This is a genomic window from Pseudomonas sp. TH37 (assembly GCF_016650735.1).
Classification (GTDB): Bacteria; Pseudomonadota; Gammaproteobacteria; order Pseudomonadales; family Pseudomonadaceae; genus Aquipseudomonas; species Aquipseudomonas farris.
This window is the reverse complement of record NZ_JAEKFD010000007.1, coordinates 1-19034: the sequence shown is the minus strand read 5'-3', so window position 1 is coordinate 19034 and position 19034 is coordinate 1. Positions and strand designations below refer to the sequence as shown.

Annotated in this window: 19 protein-coding genes; 7 read left to right on the top strand and 12 right to left on the bottom strand. The window is 59.6% G+C overall.

The genetic code is table 11. The annotated features are described in order from the left end of the window. Positions 1–15 precede the first annotated feature (15 nt). Positions 16–495: an RNA pyrophosphohydrolase gene (locus JFU11_RS18260; protein WP_007897732.1), complete on the bottom strand. Its 480-nt coding sequence runs from the start codon at positions 493–495 to the stop codon at positions 16–18. A gap of 143 nt (positions 496–638) precedes the next feature. On the opposite strand from JFU11_RS18260, the gene JFU11_RS18255 reads away from it, so the two are divergent. Then, the gene (locus JFU11_RS18255; RefSeq protein WP_123719729.1) at positions 639–1295 is read left to right on the top strand and encodes an HAD family hydrolase; all 657 of its coding nucleotides are present in this window, start codon (positions 639–641) and stop codon (positions 1293–1295) included. Between the two features lie 121 nt (positions 1296–1416). Here the strand turns inward: JFU11_RS18255 and JFU11_RS18250 are convergent, their stop codons facing one another. Then, on the bottom strand, positions 1417–1842 hold the full coding sequence (locus JFU11_RS18250) for a DUF2269 domain-containing protein (protein ID WP_123719730.1): 426 nt from the start codon (positions 1840–1842) through the stop codon (positions 1417–1419). Between the two features lie 39 nt (positions 1843–1881). Further along, entirely contained in the window at positions 1882–3396 is a 1515-nt protein-coding gene (ilvA, locus tag JFU11_RS18245; protein WP_095052484.1) for a threonine ammonia-lyase, biosynthetic, read from the bottom strand. Positions 3397–3706: 310 nt separating this feature from the next. Between ilvA and rpiA the strand changes: the two genes are divergently transcribed. Further along, positions 3707–4381 (top strand): ribose-5-phosphate isomerase RpiA, encoded by a 675-nt coding sequence (gene rpiA / locus JFU11_RS18240; RefSeq protein ID WP_052964602.1) that lies wholly within the window; start codon positions 3707–3709, stop codon positions 4379–4381. A 143-nt stretch (positions 4382–4524) separates the two neighbouring features. Here rpiA and JFU11_RS18235 read toward each other — a convergent pair whose 3' ends face one another. From JFU11_RS18235 to JFU11_RS18220, 4 genes are all read right to left on the bottom strand, one after another. Then, positions 4525–5442 (bottom strand): SdiA-regulated domain-containing protein, encoded by a 918-nt coding sequence (locus tag JFU11_RS18235; RefSeq protein ID WP_123719732.1) that lies wholly within the window; start codon positions 5440–5442, stop codon positions 4525–4527. 155 nt (positions 5443–5597) lie between these two features. After that, complete coding sequence (locus tag JFU11_RS18230) at positions 5598–6527, bottom strand: SdiA-regulated domain-containing protein (protein ID WP_201061689.1); 930 nt, start codon at positions 6525–6527, stop codon at positions 5598–5600. A gap of 196 nt (positions 6528–6723) precedes the next feature. Further along, a complete protein-coding gene (locus JFU11_RS18225; RefSeq protein ID WP_008007329.1) occupies positions 6724–7389 on the bottom strand; it encodes a fumarylacetoacetate hydrolase family protein in 666 nt (221 codons plus the stop codon). Between the two features lie 37 nt (positions 7390–7426). Continuing rightward, on the bottom strand, positions 7427–8821 hold the full coding sequence (locus JFU11_RS18220) for an FAD-binding oxidoreductase (RefSeq protein ID WP_201121347.1): 1395 nt from the start codon (positions 8819–8821) through the stop codon (positions 7427–7429). 206 nt (positions 8822–9027) lie between these two features. Between JFU11_RS18220 and serA the strand changes: the two genes are divergently transcribed. Beyond that, the gene (gene serA / locus JFU11_RS18215; protein ID WP_052964597.1) at positions 9028–10257 is read left to right on the top strand and encodes a phosphoglycerate dehydrogenase; all 1230 of its coding nucleotides are present in this window, start codon (positions 9028–9030) and stop codon (positions 10255–10257) included. 62 nt (positions 10258–10319) lie between these two features. Here the strand turns inward: serA and JFU11_RS18210 are convergent, their stop codons facing one another. Next, the gene (locus JFU11_RS18210; RefSeq protein WP_201061685.1) at positions 10320–10745 is read right to left on the bottom strand and encodes a DUF4399 domain-containing protein; all 426 of its coding nucleotides are present in this window, start codon (positions 10743–10745) and stop codon (positions 10320–10322) included. Positions 10746–10880: 135 nt separating this feature from the next. On the opposite strand from JFU11_RS18210, the gene JFU11_RS18205 reads away from it, so the two are divergent. After that, positions 10881–11468, top strand: coding sequence for a transporter substrate-binding domain-containing protein (locus JFU11_RS18205; RefSeq protein ID WP_123720313.1), 588 nt, complete (start codon positions 10881–10883; stop codon positions 11466–11468). A 129-nt stretch (positions 11469–11597) separates the two neighbouring features. Here the strand turns inward: JFU11_RS18205 and JFU11_RS18200 are convergent, their stop codons facing one another. Together JFU11_RS18200 and JFU11_RS18195 are read right to left on the bottom strand one after the other, a co-directional pair. Then, positions 11598–12083: a DUF523 domain-containing protein gene (locus tag JFU11_RS18200; protein ID WP_123720312.1), complete on the bottom strand. Its 486-nt coding sequence runs from the start codon at positions 12081–12083 to the stop codon at positions 11598–11600. Positions 12084–12085: 2 nt separating this feature from the next. Next, positions 12086–12718 (bottom strand): 2OG-Fe(II) oxygenase, encoded by a 633-nt coding sequence (locus JFU11_RS18195; protein ID WP_123720311.1) that lies wholly within the window; start codon positions 12716–12718, stop codon positions 12086–12088. A gap of 133 nt (positions 12719–12851) precedes the next feature. Between JFU11_RS18195 and JFU11_RS18190 the strand changes: the two genes are divergently transcribed. Next, positions 12852–13604 carry a DUF2059 domain-containing protein gene (locus tag JFU11_RS18190; RefSeq protein WP_201061681.1) on the top strand — a complete coding sequence of 251 codons (753 nt, stop codon included), beginning with the start codon at positions 12852–12854 and terminating at the stop codon, positions 13602–13604. A 129-nt stretch (positions 13605–13733) separates the two neighbouring features. Here JFU11_RS18190 and JFU11_RS18185 read toward each other — a convergent pair whose 3' ends face one another. After that, positions 13734–14681 carry an alpha/beta hydrolase gene (locus tag JFU11_RS18185; RefSeq protein WP_201061679.1) on the bottom strand — a complete coding sequence of 316 codons (948 nt, stop codon included), beginning with the start codon at positions 14679–14681 and terminating at the stop codon, positions 13734–13736. A 97-nt stretch (positions 14682–14778) separates the two neighbouring features. Here JFU11_RS18185 and JFU11_RS18180 point away from each other — a divergent pair, with 97 nt between their 5' ends. Then, positions 14779–15357 carry a DUF6436 domain-containing protein gene (locus tag JFU11_RS18180; protein WP_123720308.1) on the top strand — a complete coding sequence of 193 codons (579 nt, stop codon included), beginning with the start codon at positions 14779–14781 and terminating at the stop codon, positions 15355–15357. Positions 15358–15460: 103 nt separating this feature from the next. Further along, positions 15461–17872, top strand: coding sequence for a penicillin acylase family protein (locus JFU11_RS18175; protein WP_201061677.1), 2412 nt, complete (start codon positions 15461–15463; stop codon positions 17870–17872). 159 nt (positions 17873–18031) lie between these two features. On the opposite strand, the gene JFU11_RS18170 is transcribed toward JFU11_RS18175, so the two are convergent. Then, positions 18032–18997: a GlxA family transcriptional regulator gene (locus JFU11_RS18170; RefSeq protein WP_201061675.1), complete on the bottom strand. Its 966-nt coding sequence runs from the start codon at positions 18995–18997 to the stop codon at positions 18032–18034. Between the last annotated feature and the right edge of the window lie 37 nt (positions 18998–19034).

Genomic DNA, 19034 nt, shown 5'->3' with positions numbered 1-19034 from the left:
GGTCGAACTCCGTCGTCAGTCGCGCGCTAAAAGGCGCGGGGCAAGCTCTTTGAGAGCGCGGCGATAAACCTCGCGCTTGAATGTCACCACCTGGCCCAACGGATACCAATAGCTGACCCAGCGCCAGCCATCGAATTCCGGTTTACCGGTCAAATCCATCCGCACCCGCTGCTCGTTGGAGATCAGGCGCAGGAGAAACCATTTCTGCTTCTGGCCGATGCACAGCGGTTGGCTGTGCGTCCTGACCAGACGTTGCGGCAAACGATAGCGCAACCAGCCCCGGGTGCAGGCGAGTATTTCAACATCTTCGCGCTCCAGGCCCACTTCTTCGTTCAACTCGCGGTACAAGGCGTCTTCCGGCGTCTCCTGGGGGTTGATCCCTCCCTGTGGAAACTGCCAGGCATCTTGATTGATACGGCGAGCCCATAGCACCTGGCCGGCATCATTCGTCAGAATGATCCCGACATTGGGGCGGAAACCATCGGGGTCGATCACGGCAACAACCTCGCAAACGCATGTCGTCGCATTGTTCCACAAAGGTTGTGAAAGCAGCAACGAGCCGACCTACCTTATGTGCACTCTTGTGAAAAGTCCGTATTCTGGACACCTTTCTACAGACTTTTCAGCGAGTAACTGCAATGCGGCTGGCTTTATTCGACTTGGACAACACGCTTCTGGGCGGTGACAGTGACCACGCCTGGGGCGATTATCTGTGCGAACGCGGTTTCCTCGACGCCGTCGCCTACAAGGCACGCAACGACGAGTTCTATCAGGATTACCTGGCCGGCAAGCTGGATAACGATGCGTACCTGAACTTCTGCCTGGAAGTTCTCGGCCGCACCGAGATGGCCACGCTGGATCAATGGCACCTGGACTACATGCGCGACTGCATCGAACCGATCGTGCTGCCCAAGGCAATCGAACTGCTGGCCAAACACCGTGAGGCCGGCGACAAGCTGGTGATCATCACCGCCACCAACCGCTTTGTGACCGGGCCGATTGCAGCACGCTTAGGCGTTGAGACCCTGATCGCCACCGAATGCGAAATGATCGACGGCCGTTACAGCGGGCGCAGCACCGATGTTCCGTGCTTCCGTGAAGGCAAGGTGACCCGGTTGATTCGTTGGCTGGAAGAGACTGGCCACAATCTGGAAGACAGCTATTTCTACAGCGATTCGATGAATGACTTGGCGCTGCTGGAACAGGTGGCGAATCCGATTGCTGTTGATCCGGATCCGAATCTGCGGGCCGAGGCCGAGAAGCGGGGTTGGCCGGTGATCTCGTTGCGCGATTGAAATCGCCTTCGCGGGCAAGCCCGCTCCCACAGGGATTTCTGCTGTAAATGCTATCTATGCCACACAGCAGAACCTTGTGGGAGCGGGCTTGCCCGCGATTGGGTCGACTCGGTCTGAAGCCTTAAACCGGCTTCGCGCCCATCAAACCCGCAATCGCGATGAAACAAACAAAGCTGAACAGTGCGAGGGCAAAGGTGAATTTGCCGTTCCCCGCCGGCGCCTTGCGCAACTTGTTCAGCCGCACCACCAGCCAGAACCAGCCCAACGCCGCCAAGGTGTACAGCACACTGGAAGCCAGCAGCCAAGTCTGCCCCAACGGCCAGCCCACCAGATGCACCATCCACCAACCGGTGAATGGCATGCTCAGCAGTGCCAGGCCCATCAATAGCCAGATGAACACCAGCGGTCGTTGCAAGGTGCGGGCATGAGCCGTCGCATCACCGCCACGGCGTACGCGCCAGACCCAGATCGCCAGCCCCAGTGCGCTGATCAACAGCACTACCGTCGCCACCATATGAGCGATTTTAAGGGTGGTTAACGTTTCCATTGTTCGATTTCCTTATAGCCTGCCGATCAGCGTAGCCGCTCAGCCGAGAAACAGCTTATAGGCCGGGTTGTCGCTTTCATCCCAGTACGGATAGCCGATTTCTTCCAGCGCGGCCGGTACCAGATGACGCTCGTCGTGCGGCACTTGCAGGCCCGCGACCACACGGCCATCCGCCGCGCCGTGGTTGCGGTAGTGGAACATCGAAATGTTCCAGCGCCCACCGAGCTTGTTGAGGAAGTTGAACAACGCACCCGGACGCTCTGGAAACTCGAAACGCAGCACCACTTCATCGACAACCTGGGCGGCACGCCCGCCAACCATATGACGGATGTGCAACTTGGCCAGTTCGTTGTCGGTCAGGTCGAGCACCGGGAAACCCTGCTCGGTGAGACTGGCGAGCAGCGCACTGCGCGGGTCGTTTTCCGGGTGCGTCTGCACGCCGACAAAGATGTGCGCTTCGCTACCGGTGTTGTAGCGGTAGTTGAATTCGGTAATCTGGCGCTTGCCGATGGCTTCGCAGAACGCCTTGAAGCTGCCCGGTTTCTCGGGAATGGTCACGGCAATGATGGCTTCGCGCCCCTCGCCCAGCTCAGCGCGCTCGGCCACGTGGCGCAAACGGTCGAAGTTGACGTTGGCGCCGGAGTCGATGGCCACGAAGGTATGCCCCGTGACACCGCGTTGCTCGACATACTTCTTGATCCCGGCCACGCCCAAGGCGCCGGCAGGTTCAGTGATCGAGCGGGTATCGTCGTAGATATCCTTGATTGCCGCACAGATCTCGTCGGTGCTGACGGTGATGACTTCGTCTACGTAATCTTTGCAGATATCGAAAGTGTGCTGACCGATCTGGGCCACTGCAACGCCGTCGGCGAAGAGACCCACGGTCGGCAGCACCACCCGCTCGCCGGCCGCCATGGCGGCTTGCAGGCAGTTGGAGTCATCCGGTTCGACGCCGATGATTTTGATGTCCGGGCGCAGGTATTTCACGTACGCCGCGATCCCGGCGATCAGCCCGCCGCCGCCCACCGGAACGAAGATCGCATCCAGACGCCCCGGGTGCTGGCGCAGAATCTCCATGGCCACCGTGCCCTGCCCGGCAATGGTGTGGGGATCGTCGTAAGGGTGAATGTAGACGTAGCCTTTTTCGTCGACCAGTTTCAGCGAGTAGGCCAGGGCTTCCGGGAACGAATCCCCGTGCAGCACCACTTTGCCGCCGCGCGAGCGCACGCCTTCGACCTTGATCTCCGGGGTGGTCTTGGGCATCACGATGGTCGCTTTCACGCCCAGAACCTTGGCTGCCAGGGCCAGGCCTTGCGCATGATTGCCCGCCGACGCGGTGACCACGCCGCGAGCACGTTCTTCATCGCTCAGTTGCGTCAACTTGTTGTAGGCGCCGCGAATCTTGAACGAGAACACCGGCTGCAAGTCTTCACGCTTGAGCCAGATATCGTTGCCCAGCCGCTCGGAGAGCTGGCGGGCAGTCTGCAATGGGGTTTCTACGGCAACGTCATAAACGCGCGAGGTGAGGATCTTTTTGACGTACTGTTCGAGCATCGGAAAGCATCACTGAGCGGGTTGGGCAGGGCCAAGGAGTCTAACCCGGCTTTTGGGCGGGCGACCACACGAATCAAGAGGTTTTAACCTTCGCAGACACCGCAGACCCATTGTGGCGAGGGGGCTTGCCCCCGTTCGGCTGCGAAGCAGTCGTAAAATCTGTTTATGCGGTATGTCTGAAAGAATGCCAGGGGAGCGCTGCGCACTCCAACGGGGGCAAGCCCCCTCGCCACAGGAGTGTTTCCCCCTGCACTATCGCGAGGCCTATAATGCCGGCCTTTCGTTCCCCTTTCGGCACTTCGGAGCCCGCATGACCCAGGATCAACTCAAACAGGCCGTAGCCCAGGCCGCCGTCGACTTCATCCTCCCGAAACTCGACGACAAGAGCATCGTCGGGGTCGGCACCGGCTCCACCGCCAACTGCTTCATCGATGCCCTGGCCAAGCACAAAGGCGCGTTCGATGGCGCGGTCGCCAGCTCCGAAGCCACCGCCGCCCGCCTCAAGGGCCACGGCATTCCGGTGTATGAGCTCAATACCGTCAGCGATCTGGAGTTCTACGTCGACGGCGCCGATGAAAGCGACGAGCACCTGCACCTGATCAAGGGCGGCGGCGCGGCCCTGACCCGCGAGAAGATTGTTGCGGCTGTGGCCAAGACCTTCATCTGCATCGCCGACGCCAGCAAACTGGTGCCGGTCCTCGGTGCGTTCCCGCTGCCGGTGGAAGTGATCCCGATGGCCCGCAGCCACGTGGCCCGCCAACTGGTGAAGCTCGGCGGCGACCCGGTTTACCGTGAAGGCGTGCTGACCGACAACGGCAACATCATCCTCGATGTGTTCAACATGCAGATCACCAACCCGGTGGAGCTGGAAACACAGATCAATGCCATCGTCGGCGTGGTCACCAACGGTTTGTTCGCAGCCCGCCCGGCTGACTTGCTGCTGCTGGGGACGAGCGAAGGCGTGAAAACCCTGCGCGCCCAGTAAGCGAAATCGCCCAGATTCATGGGCAAATGAAATACCTGTGGGAGCGGGCTTGCCCGCGATGAGGCCGTCACATTCAACATTGATGCTGACTGGAAGGCCGCCATCGCGGGCAAGCCCGCTCCCACAGTGTTTTGGGGTGTTTGTCAGGGTTGTGCTGGTTTTTTGAAGACGTAGAAAAGATTCGGCTCGCTGACGAGGTACAAGGTGCCGTCGTCGTCCATGGCAATGCCTTCCGCTTGTGGCACAGTCTTCTGCAATCCCTGACGCCCCTTGCGCAGTGACAGGGTGGTCAGCGGCCGCCCGTCGACATCCAGCTCCAGAATCAGTCGCGATTCATCGGACAATGCCAGCAAATGGCCGCTGCGCTCGTCGTATTGCAGGCTCGACAGGTCTCGAACAAACATCCCGGCATCGCGTTTTGGGTTGTTCACCACATGCACCGCGTAGGACTTCTCCGGGTTGTAATGCGGAAAGCCCTGCACTTCGTAAATCAGCATCGGATCGCGCTCCTTGGCGACAAACAAGCGCTTGCCCACCGAGTCATAGGCCAGCCCTTCAAACCCTTTGTTGCCACTCATGTGCACGCCGAGGGTCATCTGCTCGGCGTCCGCGGCATCGAGGAACGTCGTGTCCTTCTCCAGATGAATCTTGATCAGCCGTTGCTGGCGCTCGTCGGTGATCACGTAAGTGTCAGCACTGATGAATTCCACCGCCTCCGGATCGCCAAACCCGACCAACGCCACACGCCGCAGGATTTTGCCTTCCAGAGACAATTCGATCAGTTCGGCATTTTTGTTGGTAACAGTGAACAGGCTTTTACGCACTGGATCGAAGGTCAGCGCCGAAACATCATCGTCCAGACCGTCGATGACTTGCGCCTCGATCGCTACCTGATACTGATCCAGGCCAATGGACTGGGCATTCATCGGCTGCCAGAACGCCTGCACATTGAACCAGGTGCGCTCGAACAGACGCAGATACTGGCCGACGGCAATCAGCACGATCAGCGCAATTACCGACAGGATCAGCATCAGGGATTTGGGACGGGCAAGTCGGCGCATTCAGGCGAGCTCGGAAACAAGACGGGCGGATGAAATACCACGGCAGTATGAATTCAAGCTTAATGGCGTAGGAGCTGCCGAAGGCTGCGATCTTTTGACTTTCAACAAATTTTGTCGGCACCAAAAGATCAAAAGATCACAGCCTTCGGCAGCTCCTACGGTTGTTTTTCGAACCGGTAGAACAGGTTCGGCTCGCTCACCATGTACAGCGTGCCTGCTTCGTCCATGGTCACGCCTTCGGCACGGGGAATGGTTTTCTTCAGACCATTGAACCCCCCGAGCAAAGTCATGAAGCTGACCTGCTCGCCTTTCTCGTCCAATTCCAGCAGCAAATGAGAATCGGCGGACAGCACCAGGGTGTGGCCGGTGCGCGAATCGATGGCCAAGGCCGACAGGTTGCGGATATCCAGTTCGTCGCTGGACAGCTTTTGCTTGTCGCCCTTGAGGATTTGGCTGCCGTCGCTTTTCCAGCTGAACAGCGCCGGTGGACGCTCTTCACCCAGCAGCAGTTGCTGGTTACGCGCATCCCAAACGATCGCCTCAAAGGCTTTATTCTGGTTTTTCGACGGGCCCAGGTCGTATTTCGGGAAACTGGCGATATTCAGTTCGCGAGTATCGGCATCGACCTTGACGATGGAGAGCAGGTGTTTGCGCTCATCGGTAATCGCCAGCAAACCGTTGCCCATGACCGCCACTGCTTCCGGGTTGCCCCAACCCACCAGCGGCATCTTGCGTAACACGTCGCCCTGCAATGTCAGCTCGACCAGGAATGGGTTCTTGCCCATCACCGCAAACAGGGTTTTGGTCTGCGGGTCATAAGAAACATCTGACGCTTCGTCCTTCTCCATGCCCGGCAGCAGTTTGGCGTCGATCACCGCCCGATAATCCGGCAGCCAGATACTCTCTTTTCGCTCGGCCGGGGTTTCGAAACGCTCCATCACCCAGAGCAGGCCGCGATCATCCCAATGCATCGCAAACATGAGGCCATACAGGGCGGCCACCACCAGCAAAAGCCAGGAATACCAACGCATGACAAAGCGCGAGCGGCGGGCAGTTTTCAGCTTGGGCAGCGGTTGGGTGCTCATGCAGGGATACGTTCCAGAAATTCAGGCTATGGGTAATAGCACAATTGGGACTGGCTCAGACGCCAGAAGCCCCGGAATTATCCGGACAAGATGTGAAAAAAACGGGAAATGGCGGGACTGCCCTTTGTCGGCCTTCACAAAAAACCAATGTGGGAGCGGGCTTGCCCGCTCCCACAGGTTTTTTGCAGTGCCCGGTTTAGCGCACGCTGCTGGTGAAGCGGCTGGCGCCCGGCAGTTCGAGCACCAGTTCATCACCGACATTCAGCGGACCAACGCCCACCGGCGTACCCGTGAGGATCACGTCACCGGCCTGCAGCGAGAAGCAGCCGGCCATGTACTGGATCATCGGCACGATCGGATTCAGCATGTCCTTGCTGTTGCCATCCTGGCGCACTTCGCCATTGATGGTCAGGCGGATGCCAATGTCGGTCAGGTCGGCGAAGGTACTGCCAGCCACGAACGGCGCAATCACCGCAGCGCCGTCGAAGGACTTGGCGATTTCCCACGGCAGACCCTTGGCTTTCAGCTCGGCCTGTTTGTCGCGCAGGGTCAGATCAAGGGCCGGGGCGATGCCGGAGATAGCATCCAGCACTTCTTCACGGCTCGGTTTGGTCGACAACGGCTTACCGATCAACACGGCGATTTCCGCTTCGTAATGCACCGAGCCACGCTCGGTCGGAATGCTGAAACCGCCTTCCAGCGGCACCACGCAACTGCCCGGCTTGATGAACAGCAGTGGCTCAGTAGGCACCGGATTGTCCAGTTCCTTGGCGTGTTCGGCGTAGTTACGGCCGATGCATACCACTTTCCCCAACGGGAAATGAATACGCGTACCGTCGACATACTGGTGCTGATAGCTCATTGACCGACTCCTGCTTCGTGCTCTTAAGTTCGAAGAATCAAACAGCGAAAATCTTGCCCGGGTTCATGATGCCGTTCGGGTCGAACACCGCTTTGACGGCTTTCATGTACTCGATCTCAACCGGCGAGCGACTGTAGGTCAAGTAGTCACGCTTGGTCATGCCCACGCCATGTTCGGCGGAAATCGAACCGTTGTACTTCTCGACGGTTTCAAACACCCACTTGTTGACGGTCGCGCACTTGGCGAAGAACTCGTCCTTGCTCAGGTTGTCCGGCTTGAGGATGTTCAAGTGCAGGTTGCCATCGCCGATGTGGCCGAACCAGACGATTTCGAAATCCGGGTAGTGTTCGCCGACGATCGCGTCGATTTCCTTCAGGAACCCTGGGACTTTCGACACAGTGACCGAAATGTCGTTTTTATACGGCGTCCAGTGGGAAATGGTTTCGGAGATGTACTCGCGCAATTTCCACAGGTTTTGCAACTGGGTTTCGCTCTGGCTCATCACACCGTCCAGTACCCAGCCCTGCTCGACGCAGTGCTCGAAGGTTTCCAGAGCTTGGTTTGCCACTTCTTCAGTGGTCGCTTCGAATTCCAGCAGCGCGTAGAACGGGCAATCGGATTCGAACGGTGCCGGCACATCACCGCGCGCCATAACCTTGGCCAAGGCTTTATCGGAGAAGAATTCGAAGGCGGTCAGGTCAAGTTTGCTCTGAAACGCGTGCAATACCGGCATGATCGAATCGAAATCGGCGGTGCCGAGGACCATCGCGGTGAGGTTTTTCGGCGCACGGTCCAGACGCATGGTGGCCTTGACCACAAAGCCCAGCGTGCCTTCAGCGCCGATGAACAGCTGGCGCAGGTCGTAGCCTGTGGCGTTCTTGATCAGGTCTTTGTTCAGTTCCAGCAAATCGCCCTTGCCGGTGACGACTTTCATGCCGGCCACCCAGTTGCGGGTCATGCCGTAGCGAATCACCTTGATCCCGCCGGCATTGGTGCCGATATTGCCGCCAATCTGACTGGAACCTGCCGATGCGAAGTCCACTGGGTAGTACAGACCGTGCTCTTCGGCCTTGTTCTGCAATTGCTCGGTGACCACGCCTGGCTGACAAACGGCCGTGCGGTCAGTCAGGTTCACATCGAGGATCTGGTTCATGTAGTCGAAAGACACGACCACTTCGCCATTGGCTGCCACGGCCGCAGCCGAAAGCCCGGTACGACCGCCGGACGGCACCAGCGCCACCTTGTGTTCATTGGCCCAACGGACAATGGCCTGGACCTGCTCGGTGGTCTTGGGGAACACAATGGCCGTGGGGGCCGGGGCGAAATGTTTGGTCCAATCCTTACCGTAAGCATTCAGGGAGTCGGCGTCGGTCAGCACCTTGCCAGGCTCAACCAAGGTCTTCAGCTCATCAATCAGCGCAGGATTGGTCATCGACAGAACTCTCGAACAATTCATGGTCATCCTGAGAACGCTTCACGTCGCAGGAATGAGTGTTTAGCGGGGTGCATATGCTAGCATACCGACCCCGCAGGATAGTGCCCAAAGGCTGCTCTGCGGTGACGGCTTTCTTGCCGTCCGGGTCAGCTCACGCTGTCCGATTCCCTGCCATTTTTTCTCCGGGACACAGGTTTACGCAGATGAGCAAGACTTCTCTCGATAAGAGCAAGATCAAGTTCCTTCTTCTCGAAGGCGTCCACCAATCGGCTGTCGACGTCCTCAAGGCGGCGGGCTACACCAGCATCGAGTACCTCACAGGTTCTCTGCCGGAAGCCCAGCTGAAGGAAAAGATCGCTGATGCTCACTTCATCGGCATTCGCTCCCGCACTCAACTGACCGAAGAGATCTTCGATCACGCGAAGAAACTGGTGGCTGTCGGCTGTTTCTGCATCGGCACCAACCAGGTCGACCTCAACGCGGCTCGCGAACGCGGCATCGCGGTATTCAACGCGCCGTACTCCAACACTCGCTCCGTAGCCGAGCTGGTATTGGCCGAAGCGATCCTGTTGCTGCGCGGCATTCCCGAGAAGAACGCTTCCTGCCACCGTGGCGGCTGGATCAAGAGCGCAGCCAACTCCTTCGAAATCCGTGGCAAAAAGCTCGGCATCGTCGGTTACGGCTCGATCGGTACTCAATTGTCTGTTCTGGCTGAAGGCCTTGGCATGCAGGTGTACTTCTACGACACCGTGACCAAGCTGCCATTGGGCAACGCAACGCAAGTTGCCAGCCTGACCGAGCTGCTGGGCATGTCCGACATCGTCACCCTGCACGTTCCGGAAACCGCAGCCACCCAGTGGATGATCGGCGAGAAAGAAATCCGCGCCATCAAGAAGGGCGGCATTCTGATCAACGCTGCTCGCGGCACTGTTGTTGAACTGGACGCCCTGGCGGACGCGATCAAGGACAAGCACCTGATCGGTGCGGCCATCGACGTATTCCCGGTGGAGCCGCGCTCCAACGAAGAAGAGTTCGAAAGCCCGCTGCGTGGCCTGGACAACGTGATCCTGACCCCGCACATCGGTGGTTCCACCGCTGAGGCGCAAGCCAACATCGGTCTGGAAGTGGCGGAAAAACTGGTCAAGTACAGCGACAACGGTACTTCAGTATCGTCCGTGAACTTCCCGGAAGTGGCCCTGCCGGCTCACCCTGGCAAGCACCGTCTGCTGCACATCCACGAGAACATTCCGGGTGTGATGAGCGAGATCAACAAGGTCTTCGCCGAAAACGGCATCAACATTTCCGGTCAGTTCCTGCAGACCAACGAGAAAGTCGGCTACGTCGTGATCGACGTCGATGCCGAATACTCGGAAATGGCACAAGAGAAGCTGCAGCACATCAACGGCACCATTCGTTGCCGCGTGTTGTTCTGATAGTGACTTGAGTGACAAAAAAGGAGACCTTCGGGTCTCCTTTTTCATGGGCGTGACGAATGTTACTTAACGTTGACGGTGATTTTCTCCGACACGATAGGCGGATCGAACGGCATGTGGCCGCTATCACCCAGCTCCAGCTGCAAGGTGTGTTTGCCCGGCGTCAGCTTTACTTCAGCCTGGGTCTGCGCCTTGCCGAAGTGCAGATGGTTGGCATCGTTGGGGATCGGTGCACCGGCGGCTGGCAGTTTATCGACATCGATCAGCAAGTGGTGATGGCCGGTGTTTTTGGTAACATCGCCCGCAGGCGCGAGCGCAATGTTCTCGACAGCGAACTTGACGACGACGGTTTGCGGAACCGTGGCTCCATCCGCAGGAGAAACGATGGACACTCCTGCACCTTTGGGAGCCGGTGTAGCAGCCGTTGCCAGCATCGATGCACCCAGCAACAGGCCAGCCAACGCTGCACGTGACATAAAGCTTTTCATTCTCTTCTCCAGTTTTTCCGTAAAATTCGCTCGACCGTGACAACTTCACGGCCATTCGTTGTCGAAGGCACACGACAACCATAGCAAAGCGAGCCTGAACAGCGCGTCGCGATAAATGAATTCAAAGGAGTGACCATGCGCTTTTTGCCTGGCCTGATCTGCCTGCTGCCCCTTTTGAGCCCTTTGGCTCATGCCGAACTGATGGACGATGTAAACGACCGCGGCGAATTGCGCATTGCCCTTGAGGCTAATACACCGCCCTTCAATTTCAAGGATGACGACAAACTGACCGGCTTCGAAGTCGAGTTGGGCCAACTGCTGGCCGATGAGCTGGATGTGCGGGCCGACTTCGTCGTCACCGATTCCGGCGATCTGTTGAGCGGCGTTGAAAGCGGCAAGTACGACGTGGCCATCAATCACATAGCACAGACCCCGGACCTTAAGGATCGTTTCGACTTCACCGAACCTTACAGCTACGCGGATGCGCAATTGCTCACGCAGAAAGAAGAGCAGCCGCGCCCGCTAGTGTTGGTGCAGTCACTGAAGGAAGAGGAGCCGAAGGCCGGCCCGCCGGTGAGCCTGGCGATTCCGTTTCAGAAGGGTAACCCGGCATTTCACGCCAGCCTCGAAAACGCCTTGCAGCGGATCAAGGGGGATGGGCGATTGGAAACGTTGTCGCAGAAGTGGTTCGGGGCGGATACGAGCGCGGCGCCGAAACCCTGATTCAAGGTTAACGAGCAACCCTGTGGGAGCGGGCTTGCCCGCGATGAGGCCATAACATTCAACATTGATGTTGAATGTTGAACCGCCATCGCGGGCTTGCCCGCTCCCACAGGGATTTGTGCAAGGCCGTTAGTCGAGGGTTGCCAGGGCTGCCGCCGCTTCGGCCAATTCCAACTCACTGAACACCTGAACGCCATTGCGCTTGAGCAATGCCGCGGTGACCCCCTCACCGCTGACCTTCACGCCACTGAACGTCCCGTCATAGGTCAACAGATTCCCGCAAGACGGGCTGTTGGCCTTGAGCACGGCAATGCGGATGCCGTGCTGTTGCACCAATTCCAGCGCCTGATAAGCCCCCGAAAGAAACTCGGCACTGACGTCCTCGCCCTCGGTGGTGATGACCGATGCAAGGCCATCAAGCACTTCACCGCCCTGCCCGCCCGGAATCTCCGCCGCGGCTCTTGGCGTCGGCAAACCACCGGCGACTTCCGGGCACAACGGCACCACCCGGCCTTCGGCAATCCATTGTTCCAACAGATTGAATGGCCCACTGGCGCCACCGTCGTAACGGACGCGGTGACCGAGCAAACAGCGGCTTACCAGAATCTTTTGCATGATCAGAACGGCTCGTTACCACGACGCCGGAACCAGCCCGTCAACGACAGGCGATCTCGGGTTGCGGGCAGGACTTCGTGGGGGACTTCGCCCGACAGGAATACCACCAGGCATCCGCCGGTGGGCACCACATCGTGTTCGACGCCTTCGTCCAGGTACATGCGCAGCTGGCCACCATGCTCAGGCAGCCAGCCGTCATTGAGGTAGATCACCGCCGAGACCATGCGCCGGTCGTCATCGCGGAACCGGTCGACATGCTTGAGGTAGAAAGCTCCAGGCGGATACAGGGCGAAATGGCTTTCGAAATCTTCCAGGCCCAGAAACAAACTGCGATTCATCGCCTCACGCAGACGGTCCATCAACCCCAGATAGCTGTCGCAGGCCTCGACCTGACCGGGTTCGAGCCATTGGATATGGTCACCGCGAATGCCCTCGCGGATCTCCGAAAACGGCCCGCGCCCCACCGCGGCCGGGGCGAGTTCGCCCTCGGCGGCACGTTTGCGGCACTCGGCCGCCAGCGCCCGGGTCAGATCCAGAGGCAGGAAAATATTCTGCTGCGACCAGCCGCGCTCAGCCAGGTCGTCGACGATACGTAACAGCAGCGGATGATCAGAGGATATTTGCATGGCGCGCATAGTATTCCTGTGCCCGCAAATCCGACAGAGCCGCGCAGCGGAGGATTGGTCGGATAAGGCACGCAACCTGATACGAATTCTCGACAAGTACGAATGCCGCACGGAGAATAGTCGCCTGCTGACAGGAGTCCCTATGCGTCGCTTGCTTTTTTCACTGCTAATGCTCTGCGTATTGCCCGCCTGGGCGGACGGCCACGACCAGTTGTACAAGGTCGCCGGTTGGCCAGAACAACGCGCGCATTTCAACGATGCTCTCTCCACCGCTCAGCAGCGTTACCAGAATAGCCTGCCGCCGGCGGTGTTTCAGGCCCTGGTCAACAACAGTAATCAGCGTTTCGCCCCCAAGGCCATGGACCAGCGTGCCGAAGCGCAGCTGCGCAAAAAGCTTGCCGATCCGAAACCTGCACTGACCTTCTTTCAATCGCCCCTGGGCAAGAAAATCGTCGCCGCCGAATTGCTGGCGACCCGTCGCGATCAATTGGCGAAAAACGCCAAGGGCTTGCCGAAAATGCAGGCCAGCGATACCCGTCAACTCATCATCGGTCACTTGGCCCAGGCCCTGCCCGCTCGCGAGGCCGGCGCTGAAGTCAGCCTGGCGATTGCGGGCGTGGCGGCCGACAGCCTGAGCTCGATGATCCCCGGCTTGCTCGGTGGCGGTCAGGCTCAAGGTATGTTGAACGGTCAGCGCCAGCGCCTGATGGAGCAGATCGGCGCGGACCTGAACAACACGCTGCTGTATGTCTATCGCGACCTGTCGGATGAAGAGCTGGAAGAGTTCGCGACCTTTGCCGAGTCCATTGAAGGCAAGGCTTACTACCAAGCGGCATTGGCGGCGATTCGGGCGGGGTTGGCGGTGGGGCAGAGTACGTCGAGTCTTACCCAGTAACTTTTGCGTCAGCCAGATCGCCATCGCGGGCAAGCCCGCTCCCACAGTGATCGGTGTCGTTCACAAATCCTTCGGTCAAAGCAGATACCTGTGGGAGCGGGCTTGCCCGCGATGAGGCCCTGATTACCGCTAAAGATTTCGCCCCTTCATCCGCCGGGTCAAAAACCCGAAATACTCCTGCCGCAACCCCGGCGTCTCATTTGCCAGATGATGCCGTGCCTCAGGCAGCATCAGCACCTGAGGCCGATCGAACTTGCCCCGCAATACGTCAAGGTTGTGCTTCCAATCCACGGTCATGTCTGCCTGCCCCTGCACGATCAGCGGCTGCCGCGGGCTCTTCGGTGCCGCTTCGATGCGCTTGATCCACCGTCCCAGCGCACCGACCCACGCCGTGGGCAGACGCAGCGGTTGCAGCGGATCGGCTTGCAGGAACGTCAGGAATTCAGGGTCGTTGGAGTTCTCGCTGAAACGCCGGGCGATGCCTTTGACGAACGGCTTGAGCAGGTAATAACTGAGCTGCGACCAGCCCCAGGCTCGCGGCCGCACCAGTGGCGACAGCAGAATCACTTGCCCCTGGGCGGGACTGTTCGCGCCCTGATTGAGCACATGATCGATCACGATCGCCCCGCCGGTGCTTTGCCCGCACAGGTGCCAGGGCTGCGGAAGGTCCAGCGATTGCGCCTCGGCCAACAGCCCTTGCAACGTGCTTTGATACTCGGCGAAATCCTTGATGCTCGCCCGTTCGCCACTGGACAGGCCATGCCCTGGAAGGTCACAGGCGATTACCGCAAAACCCTGGTCCAGCGCCCACTCGATCACATGTCGATAGAGCCCGGTGTGATCGTAGAAGCCATGAAACAAAAACAGCGTCGCCTTCGCCCGCTCGGGCCACCAGAGCTGGCTGACCACTTCATAGCCATCGACCTCGAAACGCCCCAGGCCACTGCGCAAGGTTCGCAGGGGAAAATCCAGCCCATAAAAATGCTGATAGGCCATGGCCTCCGTCGACAGCGGCTGCCACTCGGCCAATGGCCGCAGGCTGGCACGCAAATGATCGGGGTCGAAAGTGGCAGACATGGGCTATTCCAGAGCGCGAAACGGACTTTATAGGCCTGCGATATTCATCTGTCGCGGCAAGCATGGCAAGCTAGCCGACCTTCGAGGATTGAAACCCATGCGTCCGGCCTACCGCACCACACTGCTTGCCAGCCTGCTCGCCCTTGTGTGTGCCGGCGTGCTGTGGGCCGCCTATGACTGGTTTCAGGGGCGCTACTTGCGTGCCTTCAGTTCGCACACTGCGGTGTTCTCCGGCGACCCCTTGCGCCTGCCGGACGAACTGGCCGGCCCCGGCGCCATTCGCCTGGTGCACTTCTGGGACCCGGCTTGCCCGTGCAATGTCGGCAACCAACAACACCTGACCGAACTGGTTGAGCAGTATGTACCGCAGGGCGTCGAGTTCTATGCGGTCCAAAAGCCCGGCAGCCACGGTCAATTACCCAGCACGTTGAGCCGCCTTAAAACCATCACTGTCCTGCCAGGTTCCGAACAGATCCCTGCCAGCCCGGCGGTGGCGATCTGGGACCGCAGTGGCAGGCTGGCGTATTTCGGTCCGTACAGCGAAGGCCTCACCTGCAATTCGAGCAACAGTTTTATCGAGCCCATCCTGCAAGCGCTGAATGAAGGCCGGGCGGTGAACGCCACCCATACGCTGGCGGTGGGTTGCTACTGCCCGTGGCCTGCTGAGGTGAAGTAAGGCATTCCTGACTTTTCCAGGACCGCGATGCCCGGCGCAGGAGGTCTGTGCTACACGTTTGCAGCCCACACGGGCGGCAATCCCGAAAGAACAAGGAGTCACCATGAAACGCGTCCTGACCGTACTTGCCTTGCTGATCGTCGTACTCGTCGCCGGGGGCGGCTGGTATGTGTACAGCAAGCAACCGACGCGCCAGGGCCAGGTGGAGTTGCAGCACCTGCAAGGTTCAGTGACCGTGCGCTACGACGTGCGCGGCGTGCCGCATATCCGTGCCGAAAACGAAACCGACCTCTACCGTGCCCTTGGTTATGTACATGCCCAGGACCGACTGTTCCAGATGGAAGCCATGCGGCGCCTGGCCCGTGGTGAATTGGCCGAAGTCCTCGGCCCGAAACTGATCGACACCGACAAATTGTTTCGCAGCCTGCGCATCCGCGAACGGGCTGAAAGCTACGTGGCCGCGCTGGATCGTCAGTCGCCGGCGTGGAAGGCCCTGCAAGCCTATCTGGACGGCATCAATCAATATCAGGACAGCCACACTGCGCCGGTAGAGTTCGATGTTCTGGGGATCCCCAAGCGCCCTTTCACCGCCGAAGACAGCATCAGCATCGCCGGCTACATGGCCTACAGCTTTGCCGCGGCGTTTCGCACCGAACCCTTGCTGACTTACGTGCGTGACCAACTGGGCGCCGAGTACCTGAACATCTTCGATCTCGACTGGCAGCCCAAGGGCGTGTTGGCCAAAGGGCGCGCCAACCCTGCACCGGCCCTCACCGCCAATGACTGGAAGGGTCTGAACGCCCTCGCCCGTTTGAGTGAGCAGGCGCTGGCCGACAATGGCCTGCCACAATTTGAAGGCAGCAATGCCTGGGTGATTTCCGGTAACCGCAGCAAAAGCGGCAAGCCTCTGCTGGCCGGGGACCCGCACATTCGCTTCTCGGTGCCGTCGGTGTGGTACGAAGCGCACCTGTCAGCGCCGGGTTTCGAGCTGTATGGCTACCATCAGGCGCTGGTGCCGTTTGCGTTTCTTGGCCACAACCTGGACTTCGGCTGGAGTCTGACGATGTTCCAGAACGACGATCTGGACCTGATCGCAGAGAAGGTCAACCCGGACAACCCGAATCAGGTCTGGTATCGCGGCCAGTGGGTCGACATGGTCAACACCGAACAACAGATCGCGGTCAAAGGCCAGTCACCGGTCACGCTGACCCTGCGCCAGTCGCCCCACGGCCCGATCATCAACGATGCGCTCGGCACCGCCGCCGGCAAGACGCCGGTCGCCATGTGGTGGGCCTTCCTCGAGACCCCGAATCCGATCCTCGACGGCTTCTACCAGCTCAACCGCGCCGACACCCTGGCCAAGGCCCGCGCCGCGTCGGCCAAGGTTCAGGCACCGGGGCTGAACATCGTCTACGCCAACGCCAAGGGCGACATCGGTTGGTGGGCCTCGGCGCTGCTGCCCAAGCGTCCGGCCGGGGTGAAGCCCGGTTTCATCCTCGACGGCAGCACCCCTCAGGCGGACAAGGAAGGTTTTTACCCGTTCAGCGCCAACCCACAGGAAGAGAACCCGGCGCGAGGCTATATCGTCTCGGCCAACTTCCAGCCGGTGTCGCCGACCGGCATGGAGATTCCCGGTTACTACAACCTCGCCGATCGCGGTCAGCAGCTCAATCGTCAACTCAGCGACAAGAACGTGAAGTGGGACAACGACTCCAACCAGAAGCTGCAACTGGGCACCACCACCGACTACGGTCCGCGTTTGCTGGCGCCGTTTCTACCGGTACTGCGTGAAGTGGTGAGCAATCCCGTCGAGCTCAAGATGGTGGAACAACTGGCGCAGTGGAGCGGCGATTATCCGCTGGACTCCGTCAGCGCCACCCTGTTCAACCAGTTCCTGTTCAATCTCACCGACGCAGCAATGCGCGATGAACTGGGCAATGACTTCTTCGAAATGCTGCTCCCGACCCGGGTGATCGATGCCGCACTGCCGCGTCTGGCAGCCTCCGCCGATTCACCGTGGTGGGACAACCGCAACACCCCCGGCAAGGAAACCCGCGCCGATACGGTCAAGGTTGCCTGGCAAGCGAGCATGGCTCACCTCAAGACCACCCTGGGCGCCGATTCCACACAATGGCAGTGGGGCAAGGCGCACACCCTGACTCACGGCCATCCGCTAGGGATGCAGAAACCGCTGGACCGCATCTTCAACGTCGGGCCATTCGCGGCGCCCGGCACCCACGAAGTGCCGAATAACCTCTCGGCCAAGATCGGCCCGGCGCCGTGGCCAGTGACTTACGGCCCGTCGACGCGGCGGCTTATCGACTTCGCCGACCCCCCCCACAGCCTGACCATCAACCCGGTCGGCCAGAGTGGCGTGCCGTTCGACAGCCACTATGCCGATCAGGCCGAGGCGTATATCGAAGGGGTTTACTACCAGGCGCATCTCAATGATGAAGAAGTGACGGCCAATACCCGGAGTACGTTGAAGCTGTTGCCAGCGCGTTCAGGGCAATAGATTTCTGTTGGTTGAACTGACGTCATCGCGGGCAAGTCGAATCGTCGCACCGCCGCTCCCACAGGTTTTGTGTTGATCACAAGATTGTTGCTTCACACCGATCACTGTGGGAGCGGGCTTGCCCGCGATGAGGCCCACAAAAACAACCCAAATCCTGGCTCAAACCATCACCGCAAAATTCAACCTGAACTGCTGCGGTGTCACTCCCAGCCTGCGGTTGAACACACTGCGCATGTGCTGGGCATCGCGAAACCCGCACTGATACGCCACGGTTTTCAGCGGCGCATGGGTGCTTTCGAGCATCACCCGCGCCGCGTCCACCCTCGCCCGTTCGACGAATTCCGCCGGGGTGATTTTCGCCTCCTTGGCGAACACCCGGGAAAAGTTGCGCGCACTCATATTGGCGGCGTTGGCCAGATCAGCGATGGTCAGGTCGCCATTGAGGTTGGCCAACACATAGAGCTGAACCAGCGCCACCGCCGAAGTCGGTTCGGCATGGGGCGTGAGGAACGGGCTGAACTGCGATTGCCCGCCCGAACGCTGAGTGAACACCACCAGCCGCTTGGCCACGCTGAGTGCTACGTCCGGCCCGTGATCCCGGGCCAGCAAATACAGCGACAAATCGATCCCCGCGGTGACCCCGGCCGAGGTGTAAAGCTCGCCGTCCTGCACGTACAAACGATCAGCCTCGACCTGAGTCGACGGGCACAACTGCGCCAACGCCGCGGCATCGCCCCAATGAGTGGTGACGGTTCTCCCATCGAGCAATCCGGCCCGGGCAAGCATGAAGGCGCCATTGCAGATCGAGCCGAAGCGTTGCGCCAGCGCACAGGCATCGCGCAGCCAGGTATCGAACGCCGCGCCAAAATTCATGAACGGCAACTGCGGCCCGCCCGCCACCAACAGCAAGTCATAAGCCTCCAGCGCTTCACTGAAATGCAGGTGAGCATTGAGCGACAAACCGTTGGAACACGCCATCACCCCATGCTCGACACCGATCACCTCCAGCCGATAGTGATCCTGCGGGGCCAGGAAACGATTGGCTTCGGAAAACACATCCAGGGGGCCGGTGACATCCAGTGACTGGACGCCTGGGAACACCACGATGGCAATGGTTTTACTCATGGTTCAAGTTCACCTTCACATTGAAAAGATCGCAGCC